This window comes from Photorhabdus aegyptia, from assembly GCF_000612035.1.
Taxonomy (GTDB): domain Bacteria; phylum Pseudomonadota; class Gammaproteobacteria; order Enterobacterales; family Enterobacteriaceae; genus Photorhabdus; species Photorhabdus akhurstii.
The window spans coordinates 16,585-35,040 of sequence record NZ_JFGV01000017.1 but is presented as its reverse complement, the minus strand read 5'-3'; the positions used below and the strand labels follow the sequence as shown (position 1 = coordinate 35,040).

The following is an 18,456-nucleotide window of genomic DNA, read 5'->3' as shown; positions in this document are numbered from 1 at the left end:
GGCGTCCAATTATTGGGCGCCAATTATTTGCTTTCCTTTTTCCTGAACGATGATTATTTCTTATTACCGATATACGGATAAACTTTTACATAATCCACATCGAATGTTGCGGTTGTTGTATTTATCGGGCCATAACCTTGAGCTGGATAACTGCGCGGTACTTCGGAGCTTAAAATAATATATTGGTTGGCGATTGAAATAGGGATTTGATCTAGCCCCGACAGATTTTGAGGAATATCATCAACATAAAATGTGTAACCTTTTGGTGTCCATGCTACAGCAAATTTATGGAACTTACCGTCAGTAAGTTGACTCATAGACATTTTCTTTGACCACTGCTTATGAGCGCTGCTATAACCATTCCAGTGAATAGCGTGATTATATTGATCCTGTGTCGCTTCGGCTAAATGTTCAAACACATCAATTTCGACACCTGATTTTTCTGGATTGGTTAAATCGAGGCCCATTGTCGGTGATTGAACCCAGAATGCAACTTGATTACCTTCCGCACGATTAAATCTGACAGCGGCTTCCCAATAGCCATATGATTGTAGGAAACTTTTTTGTGTTGAAATCATGCCGCAATAATTCTGTAGCTTGCCGGAAGAACTATCGGAATAGGTTTTTATGGTTAAATGGCCATTTTGCACAATAACCGCTGATTGAGTATTAATACAATTTTTTCTGACGCCTAGGCCACGATAATCCCATTTTTGGGTATTAAGCGTTGTGCCATCGAAATTATCTTCAAATGATGGTGTTGGGCTGAATTCATTGGGGATTTGTGCTAGAGCATATCCACTGAACAATGTGCTGAATAACAACGTATAGGCTAACTGAATTTTCATCTATTTTCCTTGTATATTTGACGTGAATAACCGTTATTTATCCGAGAGTTATTATTGATTTCCTCTTTTTGTCACGGAGATATGAATTACTTTATCGAATATTGGCGACAGTGTTACCGATTTAATTTATTACCCCTATGCTTTTCGTTTTAGTCATTCAATAGGTGTTAATATTGATTAATAAAAATGAAAGGTAATTAAAGTCGACAACATGGATTAGGAAAAAATAATTGAGATAGGTAGAAAAAAACAGTGAGGATCTATGAATAAGACCCCGTTCGTGAGAACGGGGTATATACCCGTCATCTTTCAAGTTGCCTCTTTGTTGGCTGAACTCACTCACCCTGGTCACATAGTTTTCTATGCTCCCGGGGATTCGCTCCCTTGCCGTCGCGATGCATCTTGAAATCCATAGGGTATATGACAACTTTAAATTATTTCGATGCATCCAGAGCTTGGGCAAGATCGGCAATAATATCGTCGATATGTTCAATGCCGATAGATAAGCGAATCATATCCTGTGATATGCCAGCTTTAATTAACTCCTCATCATTTAATTGGCTATGGGTTGTTGACGCTGGATGACAGGCGAGTGATTTAGCATCGCCAATGTTAACCAGTCGTACAATCAATTTTAGTGCGTCAATAAATCGTGCGCCGGATTGTTGCCCGCCTTTAATGCCAAAAGAGAGGAGCGCGGATGGCTTCCCATCCACATACTGTTGAGCCAGTTGATGTTCTGGGTGGTCTGGCAACCCGGCATATTTCACCCAACTCACTTGAGGATGATCTTGCAGATAATGAGCGACTCTCAGCGCATTTTCAGTATGACGTTCCATTCTTAATGCCAGTGTTTCCAATCCTTGCAAAATAAGGAAAGCATTAAAAGGCGACAATGCAGCGCCCATATTACGTAGCGGAACCACACGGCAATGCCCGATAAATGCCGCTTTACCGAATTGCTCGGTATAAATGACGTTATGATAGGAGGGATCTGGGGTAGTCAATACAGCAAACCGTTGCTTATATTTTTTCCAGGGGAAATTGCCGGAATCGACAATGATGCCGCCAATAGAGTTACCATGCCCTCCCATATACTTGGTTAAAGAGTGAATAACGATATCAGCGCCATGCTCGAAGGGGCGACAAAGCACAGGCGTAGCGACGGTATTATCAACAATTAAGGGGACGCCATGACGATGGGCGACTTCGGCAAATTTTTTCAGATCAACAATATTACCGGCCGGGTTACTAATAGATTCACAAAATACCGCCTTGGTACGATCATCAATCAGTGACTCCAAGGCTGCAATATCATCGTGTTCAGCAAACCGAGTCTCAATCCCGAATCGCGGCAGTGTGTGAGCTAGCAGATTATGAGTGCCGCCATATAACTTAGCAACAGATATAATGTTATCTCCAGCGCTGGCAATGGATTGAATCGCACAGGTAACAGCCGCCATGCCAGATGCAACCGCTAAAGCAGCGATGCCTCCTTCAAGTAGAGCAACCCGTTTTTCTAATACATCATTAGTTGGGTTCATAATGCGGGAATAGATGTTGCCTTCAACCTTTAAATCAAATAGGTCGGCGCCGTGTTGGGTATCGTCAAATGCATAGGATGTCGTTTGATAGATAGGAACGGCAACGGCTTTGGTTGTTGGATCAGGGGAATATCCGCCGTGGATAGCAAGAGTTTCTGGTTTCATTTTCGATCTCTTTTTTTACGGTAAGATGACATATATCTTTGATAAATAGGTGTAAGCGGCTTTTGTTAAAACCATAGCCTTACTTACTATTGTTCATAAGGAATTGCTCACAAAGAACTTGATTTATATCTCTTTTTGATTAATGAACTATTACTGCCTATCCCAATAGGGCTATTTTATTTGCCATTTTGAACCTGGGCAGTGCTCAAAATCCTCACGTACTACGTGTACGCTCCGGTTTTTCCGCGCTGTCCGTGTTCAAACTGCCTGCAACAATTACGCCTAATTGGAACAGGCACTTAGAATAGATATCTGTATAGACATGATATTTCCGCTAATTATTTATTAATTAAAGAAACAATTTGAAAAAGTTACTAATTATCTACTTTAGCTATGCTGGTCTCTTTATTTTTTAATAATGTGGATGTTATCACAAAATACTTCAATAATTTCAGCCAAGTAACATTAACTATTAAAATATAAAATTGAAACAAAATACTTAAATAAATATTCAATCTTTTATAAAGATCACAAAAATTTCTGTGAAATAGTTAGTTTTCGTTAGATTGCTTTAATTTATTTATTCGCTGTTGCCTGAGCGAAAATAGAAGGTATACTCGTAATTCTAATTTTTTCAGACTTTTTTAAATGATTTTGGTCGTAATTTATTGTTAGTATGATCAATTATTGGAACTAACCAATAAATTAATGGGATTCTTATGGCTAAGTTTTCAAACCGGCGGGAGTTAAAACAACTTTTATTTTTCTCTTTCCCTATCATTGTTAGTCAGATAGCACGTACAGCAATGAGTTTTGTTGATATTGTGATGTCTGGTCACTATGCTACGGCTGATTTAGCAGCAGTAACATTAGGAAGTAGTATTTGGTTTCCTATATTTGTATTAGGGTATGGGACGATTATCATGCTGGCGGCAGATGTCGCAAAGCAGAAAGCTGAACATGATGACGAAGGGATTAAAGACAGTCTTAAAAATTACTTGTTTCTGGCGGTGATACTTTCGATACCAATAATTCTTTTATTAATGTTAGTGAGCTGGCTACTTTCGTTCATAGGTATCGATGAGCATATTTTAGACATTACACAGGGCTATGTTATCGCTCTGGCGTGTGGTGTTCCTAGTGTGATGATATTTAATGTTTTTCGTTCATTTCTACAAGGATTGGAAGACACAAAAATCGCCATGTATTTGTCTGCGGGTTCCTTATTATTGAATATACCATTAAATTACATATTTATTTATGGAAAACTGGGTTTGCCAGAAATGGGAGGCATTGGTGCGGGTATTACAACTGCAATTATTAATAATCTAATTGCTGTATTCTTGATTATCTATTTCTTGCTAAAGAAAGAATATCGTCGATATAGGCCAGATTTTAGTTTACCGAAATATAATGATTTGATTAAGACTTTTTATATTAGTATGCCAAGTGGATTGGCTCTTTTTGTTGAAATGGTTTTTTTAGATGTAATTGCGATAACCGCTGCTCCTTTAGGTGCTCAAGTCATTGCTGCGCATAATATTATGCTTAATATTACCTCTATCATCTATACCATAACTGGGGGGATTGCGGCCGCTGTGACTGTAAAAGTCGGTTCCTATATTGGGAAGAGAGATAGAACAGCATTAACAGGGACTATAAAGATCTCAATTGCTTTAATTTTATCTATTTCCGTAGTTATTGGCGTTTTAATCTATTATTTCGCCGGTTCATTTATTTCACTCTATACTAACGACAACGGCGTCATAATAATTGCGCTTAACATAATCTTCCTATTATGCCTGTTCCAATTCTTTGACTCTTGTCAGGCGGCTTTATCCGGTATTTTACGGGGCTTTCATGATACCCGATCGGTATTTTACGCGCCGTTATTCGGTTATTGGCTAGTTGGTTTGCCATTAGGGTTTGTTTTGGCTTTGACAGACTGGGTAACCGAGAGTATGGGAATTATAGGGTTTTGGTATGGATTGGTTTTGGGTCTCTTTGTGAATGCTATTTTGCTGTTTGCCATATTAAAGGTTAGACAGAGAGGAATGATTTCTCAAGTAATTGCGTATTAACCTAATAACCACTATACCCTATGGATTTCAAGATGTATCGCGACGGCAAGGGAGCGAATCCCCGGGAGCATAGGAAACTATGTGACCGGGGTGAGAGAGTGCAGCCAACAAAGAGGCAACTTGAAAGATGACGGGTATATATCTACATAAATTCCCTGTCGAGAGATAGGGGATTTTTCTGGATTTATTTAAATAACTTAATTCAACTCTTTAATCTTAGAGCTAAAAGAGTATCAATTTTGTTATTTAATTATTTATTTTATAAAAAATTACAGTGAATGAAAATTTACTCTCTAAAACTGTGGTTATTTTATTTTTCATCAATGGGAAATGATATTTAGTTATAATTTAAGTCATGTTGGTAATATTTTTGTTTTAGTGAATTTAATAATTGATATATTAGTGATCATTCTCGGAATAAATATATTTATATCTGTGGGGATAATTTTTCTATTTAAATCATTTAGATGAAATATATATTTTTGATTTTCATTTCTCATTGTTAAATGTTTCTTAATTAATACGGAATGGCTAATTTTATATCAAATAGTTGCTATTGTAATAATAATATTTATGTTAATTTACAATTGAAATAATTTCTTATTTCATCTATCTGTGTGTATTGATTTTTTTTACGCTCATTATTGGTGATTCACCTAATATTATATCCATCATTATATTAAGGTTATGGTGAATATTTATTTAATAATTAAATAGTTAGCTGAATTAATTGCCATTCTATACAAATAGACACAATTGTTTTATGATAATGATTATCATTTCATTTTTTATTAAAAGTACGTTAATATGCGCGCCAGTCTTCGGACGGTACTAAAACTATGTAATAAGCAATACTCTAACATTTAATTAGTTAACATAAGGAATATGCTATGAACAAAGTTAAAGTGTTAATTGCAGTATTAGGTACATGTGGATTAGTAACACAGGCAATGGCTGTACCTGGCTTTGGGCAAACTCAAAAGTTTGATGCGAATAAACCTAGCATTAATATAGGTGTGACTAAACAGGGTGGGTCTGGTCATGGAAGCCCTGGGGGGGAACCGGGAGTTGGGGTACATTCCATTGCTGGTGGTCAAATTGTTAGCTTTTCAGGGCTTACCCGTTATGCCGCAGCGGATGCGAATGGAATTCACAAAATTTCTATGCCGGGATCGGGCAGCCACAGCGGGATGGGGGTATTTAATTTTAGTAAAGTGGCTAATGCTGATGTCTATTTTGGTGAATGGTCACAAACCGGCAAGGTGAATGATACTACTCATACCGCCTATTATTCCGGTAAAGATGTGACCACTAATTTGCCTACTGGTGGTATTGCAACTTATACGGTTAAAGGAATTAACCAATATAGTGGCAGCAATGCTCTACATGGAACATTTACTGCTGATTTCGGTCAGAAAAGGCTTACTGGTTCAATAGCAAATAGCGCATTGACTGTCGGTATTAATTCTATTATTAAAGCTGATGGTTCATTTGTGGGTAGTGCGACTGCTGGAGGGGCTGTTGGTAGAAATAGCGGGCATTTCTTTGGTGATAATGCCGCTAGTTTAGCAGGAACTGCTACGTTTACTTCGGACCATAGTAAAGACACCGCCTTTGGCGGAACTAAGAACCCATAATATGCGTTCTTAGTGACTGGATAAGACAAAGTTCATATTGGCTTTGTCTTATTTTTGTTTATTTTTGGCTCGACAATTAAGCAGTGATATTAACGATGTTAAATACCCCAATTGTTCGTTTTGCTTTACTCATTAGCTGTTTGTTTATAAAGCCATCTCTGGTGTTGGCAGATGAAGATACCGGTAGAAGATTGTGGCATAACGTACAGCGGAATTTACAGGATCAAGAAAAAGCGCTGGTTACAGATGAAACTGTAAATAAAAAGACAGATCATTTATCGATAGTACTTAATGGTCAAACGTTTAGTGTTGAAAATAATGTGAATGATATTGGCCAGGCGCTTTATTTAGCCATTAATCATCAACAAGTGAAGGATGTCGAGCGTTTTTTGTTGATATATCAGAAGCTACTTGGACATGATACCCAATTGGTCCATTTTGCTCAGGCAAATCTGGCGCGTTCTCAGGGTGACTTGGCAGCAGCAGAACAGCATTATCAGGCTATCTTGCAGCAACAACCTGATTTTACCCGGGCTAAATTAGAGTTAGCCAGGGTCTATTATGAGAATCAAAAAAATAGAGAAGCCAGTTTACTATTTAATGAAATTTCAGTGGCTAGTCGCGATAATGAAAATAAATTACCACCGGCAGTCATTAAGAATATAACTAATTATCAGGAGGCGATTAATTTGCGCAATGCCTGGCGTGGATCTTTTTCCGTGGGATATATCTTTAACGATAACACGAATATGTCGCCGGATAAGCCTCCTGACTGCATTGAATATCATAAAGATGTTGGTTGTATAACTAAACGTAAGTTGCCTATGGCAAAGAAAGCAAATGGTATTAGTTATGATGCTACGTTACGTAAGATATATCCACTAAGTGGTCATCATGGTATTTTTTTACGTTCGATGACTTATGGAGAAAGCTATCGTCATCACAGTGAGGAGAATGAAAATACTACTTCTACTTATTTAGGTTATAGCTATAAAGCACAAAAAGATGATTTCCTAATGGGGCCAGTCGTTGAGTTTAATTATGTTGGTCATCATTCCCGTTATCGTACTACGGGAGTGAAAACCGAATGGATGCATATTCTATATAAAAATCTGGCATTAAATTTGGAAGGTGAATATAAGCAGTTTCGTTATCATAAACTTTATAATCATAATGACGGTAATATGAGCTCTGTTTATGCCACTTTATCTTATTATTTAACTGATCAAACAGTTACCTTTGCGGGGGGGGATTGGGTTAATAAAACCAGTGTTGAGAAAGCGGATGATTATCAACAAAAAGGCGTGCGAGCAGGCATTTCCACTCAATTGTATCCAGGAATTAATGCAGTGGTATTTACTGCATTGCGCCAGCGGCAATTTGGTGATTACAGCGTCCCTCTAAATGCACGTCGTAAAGATAATGAACAATTCTATGCAGCAATTGTGAGTATGCCTAAATTTGAAGTTTTCGGTTTAACCCCAGTAATTACTTATCGATTTAGAAAAAATAGTAGTAATGTTGATTGGCTCTATTCCTATAATAAGAATGAAGTGTTAGTCAAGTTTGAAAAGTATTTTTGATACTGATTGAAGTAATAAGTTATTTCAATTCACACTATGGCAGATAATGATTATGTATAAATTGAATAATAAATATAGCAAAATAACATTCATGCTGGCATTGGCCTACAGTATGATGCCTTATCGTGCCGAGGCAGAAACACTAATAGCCCCGGCTCAGTCATCTAAACAGCCCGCTGAAAATAAGGCTGACCTCGGTAAAATTAACGTTTCAGCGACCAGCGAAAAAGATGAGGCAGGTTATGATGCGGTTTATGATAAAGATATTACTAATATTTACTTGGGTAAGGATTTGGTAGAACGCTATAAGGGCGCTTCACCGGCGGATGTTTTAAAAAGCGCAGTCGGCGTATTTAGCGGTGATTCGAGAAACAGTGGCGCATTAGATCCTAATATTCGTGGTATTCAGGGGCAGGGACGGGTGCCTGTTACCATTGACGGTACTGAGCAGGCAATTACCACCTGGCGTGGTTATAACGGTGCGAATAATCGTAACTATATTGATCCTAATTTGATCAGCAGCATTGAAATAGAAAAAGGCCCATCACTGACACGTGGAGTAAAAGGTTCGATCGGTGGAGCGGTAATGATCAAAACCTTGGGGATTGATGATGTAGTACCAGTAGATGAACGATTTGGTATTAACTTGAAATTGGAAACCAGCAGTAATGCTGTTAAGGAACGAGTACCGCATCTGGTATTGGGACAAGATTATCGGGATATTCCCGGTTTTAATCAGGGATTTAATTATGTTGATCCTGCGTTAGAAATTACGCCGAAAACTTCAAAAGATAATAAATTATTGGGCCTAAAAGATAATGCGATACGTCTGGCGCTAGGTACCCGGCAGGAATATTTTGATTTAATGGCAGCTTATAGTTACCGCAGTAAAGGAAACTATTTTGCCGGCAAGGGTGGTGCTCATCGTTATGATGATCCCATTAGTAAAGAGGATATAGAGATCCTTGATGGCGGTACCCGGTCATATGATCCTTATCTGCCTTTTGTGGCACGTATATATCGCCCTGGAAATGAGGTGCCTAATACTTCCAGTGAAATGGAATCTTGGTTGCTTAAAAATAATTGGTACCTAGCTAATCAACAGACGATTGGGTTTGGTATTCGCGATACTAAAACGATTTACGGGGAGATTATGCCTTCGCGGATTGGTTGGGTTCGTGCTAAAGATAATGTTGTATCGCAGTGGCCGTTGGCGAATGTGCATCAGCAGGCATTTAATCTGGATTATAAGTGGAAACCTGATGGAAATAAGTGGGTTGATTTTGATATGAAATTTTGGATTACCCGTACTATCAGCGATACCAATACTGCCGGGGGATATCCACGTGAACCGCGAGAACGAGATGAAGTATGGGATGTGAATAAGGATGTGAATAATAAGCAAAGAGATCCAAATAAAGATGGTCGTCTGGTAGATACTGCTTCTACCAATGCTCATAATAACCGTTGGGGTGTTGATCTTTCTAATGCTTTCGAATTGACCTCAAGTTTAGATTTAACCTTGTCAGCTAGCCTACAACAGGAACGTTTAGGTTCCCATGATGATTATAAAGGGAAGAATTTTTCTAATTTTCGATCGCCACCAAGAAAAGGACGCCGCCAAGAGAATAATATTGCTTTTAATTTTGATTGGCGGCCTACTTCATGGTTGGCATTAAGTGCCGGCGCTAGACGGGTAAGTTATTGGTCTAAGGATGATTTTTTAAATGAACGTTTGGCTGCCCGTGATATTGGTTATAGTAAGCATGAAAAATTAGTTGGTAAGGGGTTGCAATATATGAGAACACTTACTGAGCGGGAAGCTATATTGTATAAGAAATATAGCAGTTGCATTGATGATTGTTTCGATGATTTAGATGAATTTTTCGAATATGAAGAAAAGAAGATTACAGAATTAAAAGAACGGGATTCAATTCTTCGTCCTATGGTGCCGGTAGATGTGCTTTGGAAATATCATGACGATGGTAAGTTATATAAACAAGATAATCCCTATTTTAATGGGAAACTTGATATGAACGAACGCGTTATTGATCCCGTGACGAATAAAGAAGTGTATAAATATGAATACAGTACTGCTCAACAGAATAGCCGTTATATTGATGACTCTGGAGAAATACTAAATAACAGTGATAAGGGCGTTTATAAAGCGAAAAATGAACAGGAGCGCTGGTCTAAACAACCTAAACGTAAAGATCATGCCTGGGCGCCGGTATTTTCCGCGACAGCCTATGTGAGTGATAATGCACGTATCTATACCCGCTATGCCGAAGCAGTACGTATGCCAAGTATTTTTGAGGATACCGTTGGCTTTTCTTCCGGTTTGACTGATAAGCCTACACGTGCCTTTAAACCTGAACGTAGTAAAACAGTGGAAGTGGGTTATGTGCATGATTTAAGTCAGTTATTGGGTGCGGAACGTAATGCGGATATTAGATTCGCTTATTATAATACCATCATTGAGCATGTTTTTGACCGTGACAGTAACTTTGTATTTACTCAATTAGATAAACAGAAATTATCCGGTTTAGAAGTACAAGGACGTTATGATAACGGTAGTTTCTTTACCCATTTTGGCCTATCTTATAATCTTAAGAATAAAGTTTGCGATAAAACCGAATCGCTGATGTTAGATCCAAGAAACCAATTTGGTGTTCCTGAATGTATTGATGGCGGTTTTCCCGGTGGCTATTTAAGGACAACTATTCCACCTCGTTATTCTCTTAATCTGAATATTGGTGGTCGGTTATTGGATGAAAATTTAGAAATCGGCAGCCGAGTATTATACCACAGTAGCGTGGAGAATAAGGATGAAAAATGGTTAATGAAGAAATTACCCGGTGCTTATAAAGGGATAAATAATAACCCGATGCGCTGGAATTCAGTAATGACTATAGATGCTTATATTAATTATCAGGTTACGCCAGATGTAGTCGTTGAATTATCCGGCACCAACTTAACCGATCGCTATTATCTGGACCCGTTAACACGTTCCATGATGCCAGCGCCTGGGCGGACGTTTAAGCTTAGTGTCACCAGTCGGTTCTGACTCTTTAAGAGAGATTCGCCAGTTGTCATTAGGAGCGCTGGCAATCTCCATAGATAACGAACGGAAAGATGGCTTGAAGTTATGATAAAAAATCGTTTTTATATTGGCTTGTTTGCTTCCTTACTGTTACACGTGGGTATTGTTGGGCTTATGGCGCGGCATTTACTGCGTGATGACAGTGCGAATAATCAATCAGTGAATTCGCCAATAATCAGTATGTCAATAGAAATGGTTGCTTCGGCAGCACCGGCCGGACAGGAACAACCTGTAGAACCGGAACCTGTTCCGCCCCCGTTGCCGCCAGAGATAGTGGTAGCGGAATCGCCACATGAGGCAAAAATAGCACTTAATAAGCCAGTGGATAGGCCACGGAAACAAGAACGCCCGAAACCGCCGCCAGAAAAACGTACGGATGCTAAACCGAAGAGCAAGCCTCAGCCACAGAAAGAACCGGTAGAAGATCCTCAACCAAAACTGGCAGAGCGTGGGCGTAAACAGGAAGCAGAGCAAAATCAGCCAGAGCAAACGGAAGGCAGCGCTCAATTAGCGGGGAGAGATGCTGCGGATTCACAAGCTGGCGCCCGTCAGGCGACGACCAGTCAACCAATGACTGGCGTGGGAGCTGATGAGTTACAAAGCTATCAGGCTGCCCTGCGTCGTGAAATTGAAAAGCATAAACGCTATCCGCGTCGGGCTAAGAAGATGAAGCAGCAAGGGATAGTTCAGGTCAGGTTTAGCTTGCTGGATAGCGGCGATTTGGCGAATCACCAATTAGTGCAGAGTTCAGGCGCTGATGAATTGGATCGCGCTGCCCTTGCGGCGATCCAGCAAGCTCGGTCGGTAGGGCTGAAACCGGCCGGTTTGCCAAGGGAGCTGACTTTAGCGATAGAGTTTAATTTGAAATAAATATAGGTTTGGGCAGCGAAGAGATTGTCGCTGCCTCGATAATAGTAACGTTATGTGAGGAAAGTGTGAGTTAGGTGGCTTCGGCGTTCGGCCGTTCAATTCGCATATGTAATAACGGAAATGGATTACCTTGACCGTCAATTTCTGAGCGGTTGAAAACTTCAAACCCCAAGTGCTGATAGAATCCCACTCCTTGAGTATTTTGTTCATTAACATCAAGTTCATTGATACCTAATTCGCTAATAGCAAAATTCAGCAACGATTTGCCGATGCCTTTACCTCGGGAATCCGGGGATATGAATAGCATTTCAACTCGATGCTGATCAACACTAATAAAACCCTCAATTTCGTGTTTGTCATTTATCGCTTTATAAACAGTCAGTGCTGGTAAATAAGTATGCAGAATTAATGGGCGCAATTCATTAATCTGTTCGCCAGATAAAAAGTCATGTGTTGCTCGTACCGAGGCTTCCCAGATTTCGATCAGCTTATTGAAATCGGCCTTTATTGCTTGCTGAATTCTCATATTCATTCTTCTTAATATTTTATTTTGCTAAACCGATGATGAATTAACACTATCACATTTATTGTGATGGATCGATTCAGATATTAATTAGATTTAGCCATTATTCTTATCAGAATCTTCTTCTGTCTGTTTTGTGATCTATTTCATGAAACAAAGGAGAGAATTCAATCTATTTGGTCTAATATTACTTCTTATAGATAGTTGAATTTTAACCGATTTGATTAATTGAACAATCAAGCAGCACTACACTTTAAAATCTAAAAAAACAATGCGGGATTCTCTCTGTTACTAACTATAATGAGGTATTGGCTAATCAAAAAAGGAATTGCGTCATATCTCATTAACGTAGTTTCGATTTGGATTGATCATTTCAATTGAACGGCTAGTTCAATGATAAATATAAAATAACTTCTTGAGGATCATATTAATGAAAAGGGCATTTATATTTACACCAGGCATGTTAGCACTTTCGATAAGTGCAATTTCGAATGCACACACTTATGACCATCTATATGTTTTTGGTGATAGTTTGAGTGACAGTGGAAATGGAGGTCGATATACGACCGATGGTACAACCAGTGAGTTGTATAATGATCTTATTGCTCAACACTTAGGGACTAAACTGACTAATTCCAACAGTGGGGGGACTAATTACGCCGTGGGTGGATCGACGGCTGTTCCTGATGTGAACAAAGATAACAATACTCAAAATCAAGTAGACAATTATTTGGCAAGCCACGGTAATCGTGCTGATCCTAATGGCATGTATATTCACTGGATTGGTGGTAATGATATTCAGGCGGCATTAAAAGATCTGGGTAAAGCACAAGGAATGATTGATAAGAGTGCGAAAGCCGCTGCATTCCAAGTACATACGCTGCTCAATACGGGGGCCGGGTTGGTGATCGTACCTACGGTTCCTGATGTTGGTGTTACTCCGAAGCTTATGGAAACCATTATCTTTGAAGGGCTGAAATCCAAAGCTACCCCAAGCCAACTTGAGGCAGCAATGGATAAAGTTCATGCAGCAGTTAACAAGTATCCAACAATCGATGCAGGCACTCGCTTTCAAGTTATCCAAGGTGTTTTCAAAAATATCGGACTTGAAGCTTCTGGGGGGGATGCTAAAAAAGCGGAGGAGATAACTCAGCAATTGTTTGGTGCTTATGAAAAAATGAGCCGTAGTGCGTCAGAGCTGGTTGAGAGTTACAATCGATTAGAAGATATGGAACTGAGTCATAATAATGGCAATATTGTTCGGGTTGATGTTAATGCACTTTTGCATGAAGTCATTGATAATCCTTTACGCTACGGTTTTTCCAATACTTTAGGCTATGCTTGTGCTCGGGGTGTTGAAGCTAAATCCTGTCATTCCACTGTTCCCGGTTTTAATGCCAGTCAACTCTTTTTATTTGCTGATAATTTTCATCCAACTCCAGCCGCACAGCGTATGATTGGTCAGTACACTATTTCAATCCTTAATGCTCCACATCAGGTTATGTCACTGACGAATACCAACAATGTGCCGGTGAAAGGAGCGCTTTCCTCTCTTGACAACCGTTTGCAGCAGCTGCGCAGCGTGGGTAACGAGCAGGGTAAAATAGGTGTATTCGGTGGTTATAGTGGTAATCACAACAGTACACTGACACTGGGTAGTGACTATCAACTTACGGATAATATTCTGTTAGGGGGAATGATCTCGCGTTATCAGGATAAGCGCTCAGTGAATAATTTCCGAGCTGATGGTCGTGGTTATGTATTCACCACTTATGGCTTATGGCGTTACTACGATAAAGGTTGGGTTAGCGGCGATCTTCACTATTTGGACATGAAATATGAGGATATTACGCGCAGTATCGTGCTCAATCAGTGGTTGCGCAAGGAGCATGCTTCGACTACTGGTCATCAGTGGGGAGGACGCATTACAGCAGGTTGGGATATTCCGCTGACATCTACGGTTATGACCAGCCCGATTATCCAGTACGCTTGGGATAAGAGTTATGTTAAAGGTTATCGTGAATCAGGTAATAGCAGTACGGCTATGAATTTCGGTAATCAACGTTACGATTCTCAGGTCGGAACATTAGGCTGGCGTCTGGACACTAATTTCAGTCGTTTTAACCCCTATGCTGAAGTTCGGTTTAACCACCAGTTCGGCGATAAGCATTATCAGATTAGTAGTGCCATTAACTCAACTCAGACATCTTTTGTTAGTAAAAGCCAAAAGCAGGACACCAACTGGCGTGAATACGTTATCGGTATGAATGCTGCTATTACAAAAGATTGGGGCGCTTTTGCGTCAATATCACGTAATGATGGTGATGTTCAGAATCACACTTATGCTTTCAGCTTAGGTGTTAACGCCAGTTTCTAATTTCTGGTTAATAAAACAGTAGCTTCCTATTTATCGCAATAGTGTGGCTATTGTCGTAGTAATGCCCGGCCACCTTGTCGGGCATTTTTCATGACTAATTGATATGACTACTTCATTGCTTAGATTGTTTGTAAATATCTGGTCGAACAATTTGCCAAACAAAGTTTTCTTCGTTTACCGGGGAATAACCCATTTTTTCATATAGCCACGGCGCCATAGAAGTGACCAGCATAATATGACGAAGTTGTGCTATTTGGGGATGTTCCAGGCAACATGTCATTAGCCAACGTCCTAATCCCAATCCGCGATAATCGTCCAAAACAAAAACATCAATAAGATAACCAAAGGTTGTGAAGTCAGTCACGATACGAGCAAATCCTATTTGCTGAGTATTTTTATACAGACCAAAGTTCAAGCTATTTTCGATCGACAACTTAACCGTCTCCTTGTCGATTCCTTCTGCCCAAATGGATTTCGTCAGAAACTGCTGTATGATCGTGATATCTAATTTATTCTTATCTGTAGAGACAACATATCCATCCTTTTCCCAACGATGCAATTTTTCCATTCTGACTACCTCTGAAATAAAATGATAATAATTGATTATGATATCTCTGCGCTTGAATGCGTTGTTGAGACTTTTGTAATGGGAAGAATACAGTGATTTGAATGAATAACACCATAGGGCCGTATGTTGTCTTATCAAGTTTTCGACTATATAGACAGGCCCTACTGTACAGAACAGACATCCATTTCTTCATATTTGCTTGACATTAGACAGACTTAATTTTGTCTTCCGGTATATACCATCGGAGAGAATTCTTAATGGGAGATGGAGTGACCATAACTAATCCTTTGTTAGCCAGTTTCAATAACAGATAACGCGCTTTGTAAATGGTGAAATCGCATTGTTCCGCTACATCACGCGTACTAGGCCATGATTCTGGCGGGGGAGCCGCTTGCATTTTCCGAATAGTACATAATTCGGATATGACATTGAGTACTTGATCCGTCTGGGAAGGGTGAGTCGAATCTTTCCGATTTTCCATATTAACTCCAGGCTTTATTGAACCCAGTTGGATATCTTGGGCAATTCGGATAATCCAACGGTTAATTTCAACACATGAGGGCAATCTGAATGCTCTCCAGTCATAAAAAATTGCCGGGCATATCCTGTTTTGTCAAGGTTGGTTTTTGTACGATGCAGATCAATTATATCGAAAAATTAAAATTTTAGATCTTTTAATTTGAAAAACAAACTGCATAAAGTATTTTATACTTATATAGATATAATTTGCGACACTATAGATCGCAAATGATCGTATTGAAATGTTATCTAAGTATTTTGTTGTGAAATTATTTGAATTTGTATTTTTTGTTTTTATTAATTGAATTATTCTGTAATACTTGAAAGGTCGATAAGGTCATTGTTCATATATAAATGTTTTTGATGATTTATTCCTAGGGTGAAATTTTTTTCTATTCTTCATAAAATTAAAATAGGATTGACAATGAAATTATTTAGAATATGTTGTTGTTCTATACTGGTATGAATCATTATTAGATAATCGTAATAATTCGAAATGAAACTGAGTAAAATTATAATAGCGGCCATATTAATATTGGGCGTTGTGTCTATTTTAAATAAAACTGATCTAAGTTATATCGCAGTGACCCTTAATGGCGCTATTATTGCTGTACCTTATTCTACCGATCAGGATTTTCTTGATAAGACTATCAACCCGAGAAGAATTTCTAACATAATATTGAAAAAGGTGAGAGCTTCAACTCATAAGAGTCTTGAGAATCAGTTGGTAAATTGCAGATTACAGCCAGTGGTTCATCAGTTATTATCCCGGGCAACATTGAAAATATTGCTGGCTTTACCTTGGGGAGCTAATAAGGCTGATAAATCTCCGAAGCTGTGTCAGAGAAAAAAGCTTCATATATTCAGATTAATGATAAATTTTACTTTCTAATTGCTATTTCTTAATTATGAGACAGTTGAAGTCTGATTATTTTCAATAAAATTTTGGCGTTTAAGTTATTCCTACTATATAATTTTTCATTCATTATATCTCCCAATGTTGAATTATTTTCATATCGATCTTATCTCTTTTTTATAGTGATATAATTTAAATGAAGAATTTAGGATTATTGCCCCAGTCTATAATTTATCTTATGAACTTGTAATGGAATCATTTATTCATAAAAATAATTGATTTATCGGATATTAATTGTATTTTTATCGCACAATAATATTGATATTTTTAATAAATTAATTTATTTGTATAAATAAGTGGTATGTTTATTAGATAAATATCAGTAGATATTAATTGAGAAGTATTCTTATAACATATCATTTGTAAATAAAATTAAACATTAATGAAGTGACTTTATTGTTGATTTATGTTAACAATTATAGAAATAAGGCTTCTACTTTAATGTTAATTTTTCCTTGTTAATTATTATCGAAGAATGAATATATACCTTATAGATTTCAAGATGCATCGCGGCGGCCAGGGAGCGAATCCCCGGGAGCATAGCAAACTATGTGACCGGGGTGAGTGAGTGCAGCCAACAAAGAGGCAACTTGAAAGATGACGGGTATAGGTTTTTAACCGTTTAATAACGTTGTAAATACCTGCTTTCCTTTAGTATTGATTGTTATCTGTTCTGTTAAAATAGTGATTTTGGTTTTGTATTTTCTAACGAAAAAAGCATGAAAAATAACAAAAACGTGAACAAACATGGCAAAACATCGTTTTTCGGACAACATTTTTTTGAGCTGTATATGGATCATGTGGAGCATTGCTCTGGGATTCTATCTGGCTGGTAATCTTTTGGGCTGTGCAGTGACAGCGATTCTCTCTTTTTTGGCGCTAATATTTTGCTTTATTCACATGAGGTCGAGATTAAAAACTATGTTTGGAAAAAAATCAGAGGCAGCGGCTGTTGAACCCATGTCTCAATTTGTTGATGATAAAAAGAACGCCAGTGCGGAAGCTCACCGTTGTACTATTGTTGCTAAAAGCTCGGTATTTAAGGGTGATATTGATGTAGAAGGTGATATACAGATCTGGGGCAAAGTGATTGGCAATATCCGAGTGAAAGAGGGTGCGATCCGTATTATGCACGCTGGACGGGTTGAAGGTGAACTTAGTGCGCCGGAAATCATTATTGATGGTAATGTTGAAGGGACTTGTTGTGCAGCGACGTTGGATATTCTTGAACATGGTGAGCTGCGTGGGATCAGTCGTTGCAGCAGTATGTCTATCAAGCGTGGAGGCTTGTTTTTTGGACAATCGGAACAGGTTGAAAACAAAACTGCGTCTGAACGTGTTGTACCGATGATAAAAGATACCAATAATGATAAATCTAAAGATAAGGCCACGGTAAAAACAAGTGCCTGATAAAACAGGCCCGTGTGATATCTGATTCAGATCCTGCCGGCACGGGCCTTTCCTTTTAGTTTCTAACGAGTTGTTCTATACCCAATGGATTTCAAGATGGATCGCGACGGCAAGGGAGCGAATCCCCGGGAGCATAGATAACTATGTGAGCGGGGTGAGAGAGTGCAGCCAACAAAGAGGCAACTTGAAAGGTGACGGGTATATTTCCTCTTTAGTTTTGTTTACTATAACAATCTACCTATTTAACTGTTTTAATTACTCTGATTAAAGTATGTGGTTTGTCGCATGGTAGGTATCCTGTTTATTAATTAA

General features: G+C 38.6%; 12 protein-coding genes. 7 read left to right on the top strand and 5 right to left on the bottom strand.

What is annotated here, in order from left to right:
* Nucleotides 1–53: 53 nt before the first annotated feature.
* Together BA1DRAFT_RS07445 and BA1DRAFT_RS07440 are read right to left on the bottom strand one after the other, a co-directional pair.
* Complete coding sequence (locus tag BA1DRAFT_RS07445) at nt 54–848, bottom strand: glycoside hydrolase family 16 protein (protein WP_036777582.1); 795 nt, start codon at nt 846–848, stop codon at nt 54–56.
* 434 nt (nt 849–1,282) lie between these two features.
* Complete coding sequence (locus tag BA1DRAFT_RS07440) at nt 1,283–2,557, bottom strand: bifunctional O-acetylhomoserine aminocarboxypropyltransferase/cysteine synthase (RefSeq protein WP_036777581.1); 1,275 nt, start codon at nt 2,555–2,557, stop codon at nt 1,283–1,285.
* Between the two features lie 719 nt (nt 2,558–3,276).
* Between BA1DRAFT_RS07440 and BA1DRAFT_RS07435 the strand changes: the two genes are divergently transcribed.
* The 5 genes from BA1DRAFT_RS07435 to BA1DRAFT_RS07415 all read left to right on the top strand — a co-directional run bounded on the left by BA1DRAFT_RS07435 (nt 3,277) and on the right by BA1DRAFT_RS07415 (nt 11,831).
* Entirely contained in the window at nt 3,277–4,638 is a 1,362-nt protein-coding gene (locus BA1DRAFT_RS07435) for an MATE family efflux transporter (RefSeq protein WP_036777580.1), read from the top strand.
* A gap of 890 nt (nt 4,639–5,528) precedes the next feature.
* Nucleotides 5,529–6,275 carry a Slam-dependent surface lipoprotein gene (locus BA1DRAFT_RS07430; protein WP_036777578.1) on the top strand — a complete coding sequence of 249 codons (747 nt, stop codon included), beginning with the start codon at nt 5,529–5,531 and terminating at the stop codon, nt 6,273–6,275.
* Nucleotides 6,276–6,370: 95 nt separating this feature from the next.
* Nucleotides 6,371–7,858: a surface lipoprotein assembly modifier gene (locus tag BA1DRAFT_RS07425; protein ID WP_036777576.1), complete on the top strand. Its 1,488-nt coding sequence runs from the start codon at nt 6,371–6,373 to the stop codon at nt 7,856–7,858.
* Nucleotides 7,859–7,910: 52 nt separating this feature from the next.
* On the top strand, nt 7,911–10,925 hold the full coding sequence (locus BA1DRAFT_RS07420; RefSeq protein ID WP_200868769.1) for a TonB-dependent receptor domain-containing protein: 3,015 nt from the start codon (nt 7,911–7,913) through the stop codon (nt 10,923–10,925).
* Nucleotides 10,926–11,006: 81 nt separating this feature from the next.
* Nucleotides 11,007–11,831: an energy transducer TonB gene (locus BA1DRAFT_RS07415; RefSeq protein WP_036777574.1), complete on the top strand. Its 825-nt coding sequence runs from the start codon at nt 11,007–11,009 to the stop codon at nt 11,829–11,831.
* Nucleotides 11,832–11,901: 70 nt separating this feature from the next.
* Here the strand turns inward: BA1DRAFT_RS07415 and BA1DRAFT_RS07410 are convergent, their stop codons facing one another.
* Nucleotides 11,902–12,357, bottom strand: coding sequence for an acetyltransferase (locus BA1DRAFT_RS07410; protein ID WP_036777571.1), 456 nt, complete (start codon nt 12,355–12,357; stop codon nt 11,902–11,904).
* A 427-nt stretch (nt 12,358–12,784) separates the two neighbouring features.
* Here BA1DRAFT_RS07410 and BA1DRAFT_RS07405 point away from each other — a divergent pair, with 427 nt between their 5' ends.
* Complete coding sequence (locus tag BA1DRAFT_RS07405; RefSeq protein ID WP_036777570.1) at nt 12,785–14,731, top strand: autotransporter domain-containing esterase; 1,947 nt, start codon at nt 12,785–12,787, stop codon at nt 14,729–14,731.
* Between the two features lie 112 nt (nt 14,732–14,843).
* On the opposite strand, the gene BA1DRAFT_RS07400 is transcribed toward BA1DRAFT_RS07405, so the two are convergent.
* The gene (locus tag BA1DRAFT_RS07400) at nt 14,844–15,299 is read right to left on the bottom strand and encodes a GNAT family N-acetyltransferase (RefSeq protein ID WP_036777568.1); all 456 of its coding nucleotides are present in this window, start codon (nt 15,297–15,299) and stop codon (nt 14,844–14,846) included.
* A 205-nt stretch (nt 15,300–15,504) separates the two neighbouring features.
* Nucleotides 15,505–15,780, bottom strand: coding sequence for a FaeA/PapI family transcriptional regulator (locus BA1DRAFT_RS07395; RefSeq protein ID WP_036777631.1), 276 nt, complete (start codon nt 15,778–15,780; stop codon nt 15,505–15,507).
* Between the two features lie 1,875 nt (nt 15,781–17,655).
* Here BA1DRAFT_RS07395 and BA1DRAFT_RS07385 point away from each other — a divergent pair.
* A complete protein-coding gene (locus BA1DRAFT_RS07385; RefSeq protein WP_235200990.1) occupies nt 17,656–18,144 on the top strand; it encodes a bactofilin family protein in 489 nt (162 codons plus the stop codon).
* The last annotated feature ends 312 nt before the right edge of the window (nt 18,145–18,456 follow it).

Bases quoted from the DNA above. Each gene is read 5' to 3' on its own strand.
- BA1DRAFT_RS07425 (WP_036777576.1), top strand. From the start codon at position 6,371: ATGTTAAATACCCCAATTGTTCGTTTTGCTTTACTCATTAGCTGTTTG.
- BA1DRAFT_RS07445 (WP_036777582.1), bottom strand. From the start codon at position 848: ATGAAAATTCAGTTAGCCTATACGTTGTTATTCAGCACATTGTTCAGT.
- BA1DRAFT_RS07410 (WP_036777571.1), bottom strand. From the start codon at position 12,357: ATGAGAATTCAGCAAGCAATAAAGGCCGATTTCAATAAGCTGATCGAA.
- BA1DRAFT_RS07405 (WP_036777570.1), top strand. From the start codon at position 12,785: ATGAAAAGGGCATTTATATTTACACCAGGCATGTTAGCACTTTCGATA.
- BA1DRAFT_RS07400 (WP_036777568.1), bottom strand. From the start codon at position 15,299: ATGGAAAAATTGCATCGTTGGGAAAAGGATGGATATGTTGTCTCTACA.
- BA1DRAFT_RS07415 (WP_036777574.1), top strand. From the start codon at position 11,007: ATGATAAAAAATCGTTTTTATATTGGCTTGTTTGCTTCCTTACTGTTA.
- BA1DRAFT_RS07435 (WP_036777580.1), top strand. From the start codon at position 3,277: ATGGCTAAGTTTTCAAACCGGCGGGAGTTAAAACAACTTTTATTTTTC.
- BA1DRAFT_RS07440 (WP_036777581.1), bottom strand. From the start codon at position 2,557: ATGAAACCAGAAACTCTTGCTATCCACGGCGGATATTCCCCTGATCCA.
- BA1DRAFT_RS07430 (WP_036777578.1), top strand. From the start codon at position 5,529: ATGAACAAAGTTAAAGTGTTAATTGCAGTATTAGGTACATGTGGATTA.
- BA1DRAFT_RS07420 (WP_200868769.1), top strand. From the start codon at position 7,911: ATGTATAAATTGAATAATAAATATAGCAAAATAACATTCATGCTGGCA.
- BA1DRAFT_RS07395 (WP_036777631.1), bottom strand. From the start codon at position 15,780: ATGGAAAATCGGAAAGATTCGACTCACCCTTCCCAGACGGATCAAGTA.
- BA1DRAFT_RS07385 (WP_235200990.1), top strand. From the start codon at position 17,656: ATGTTTGGAAAAAAATCAGAGGCAGCGGCTGTTGAACCCATGTCTCAA.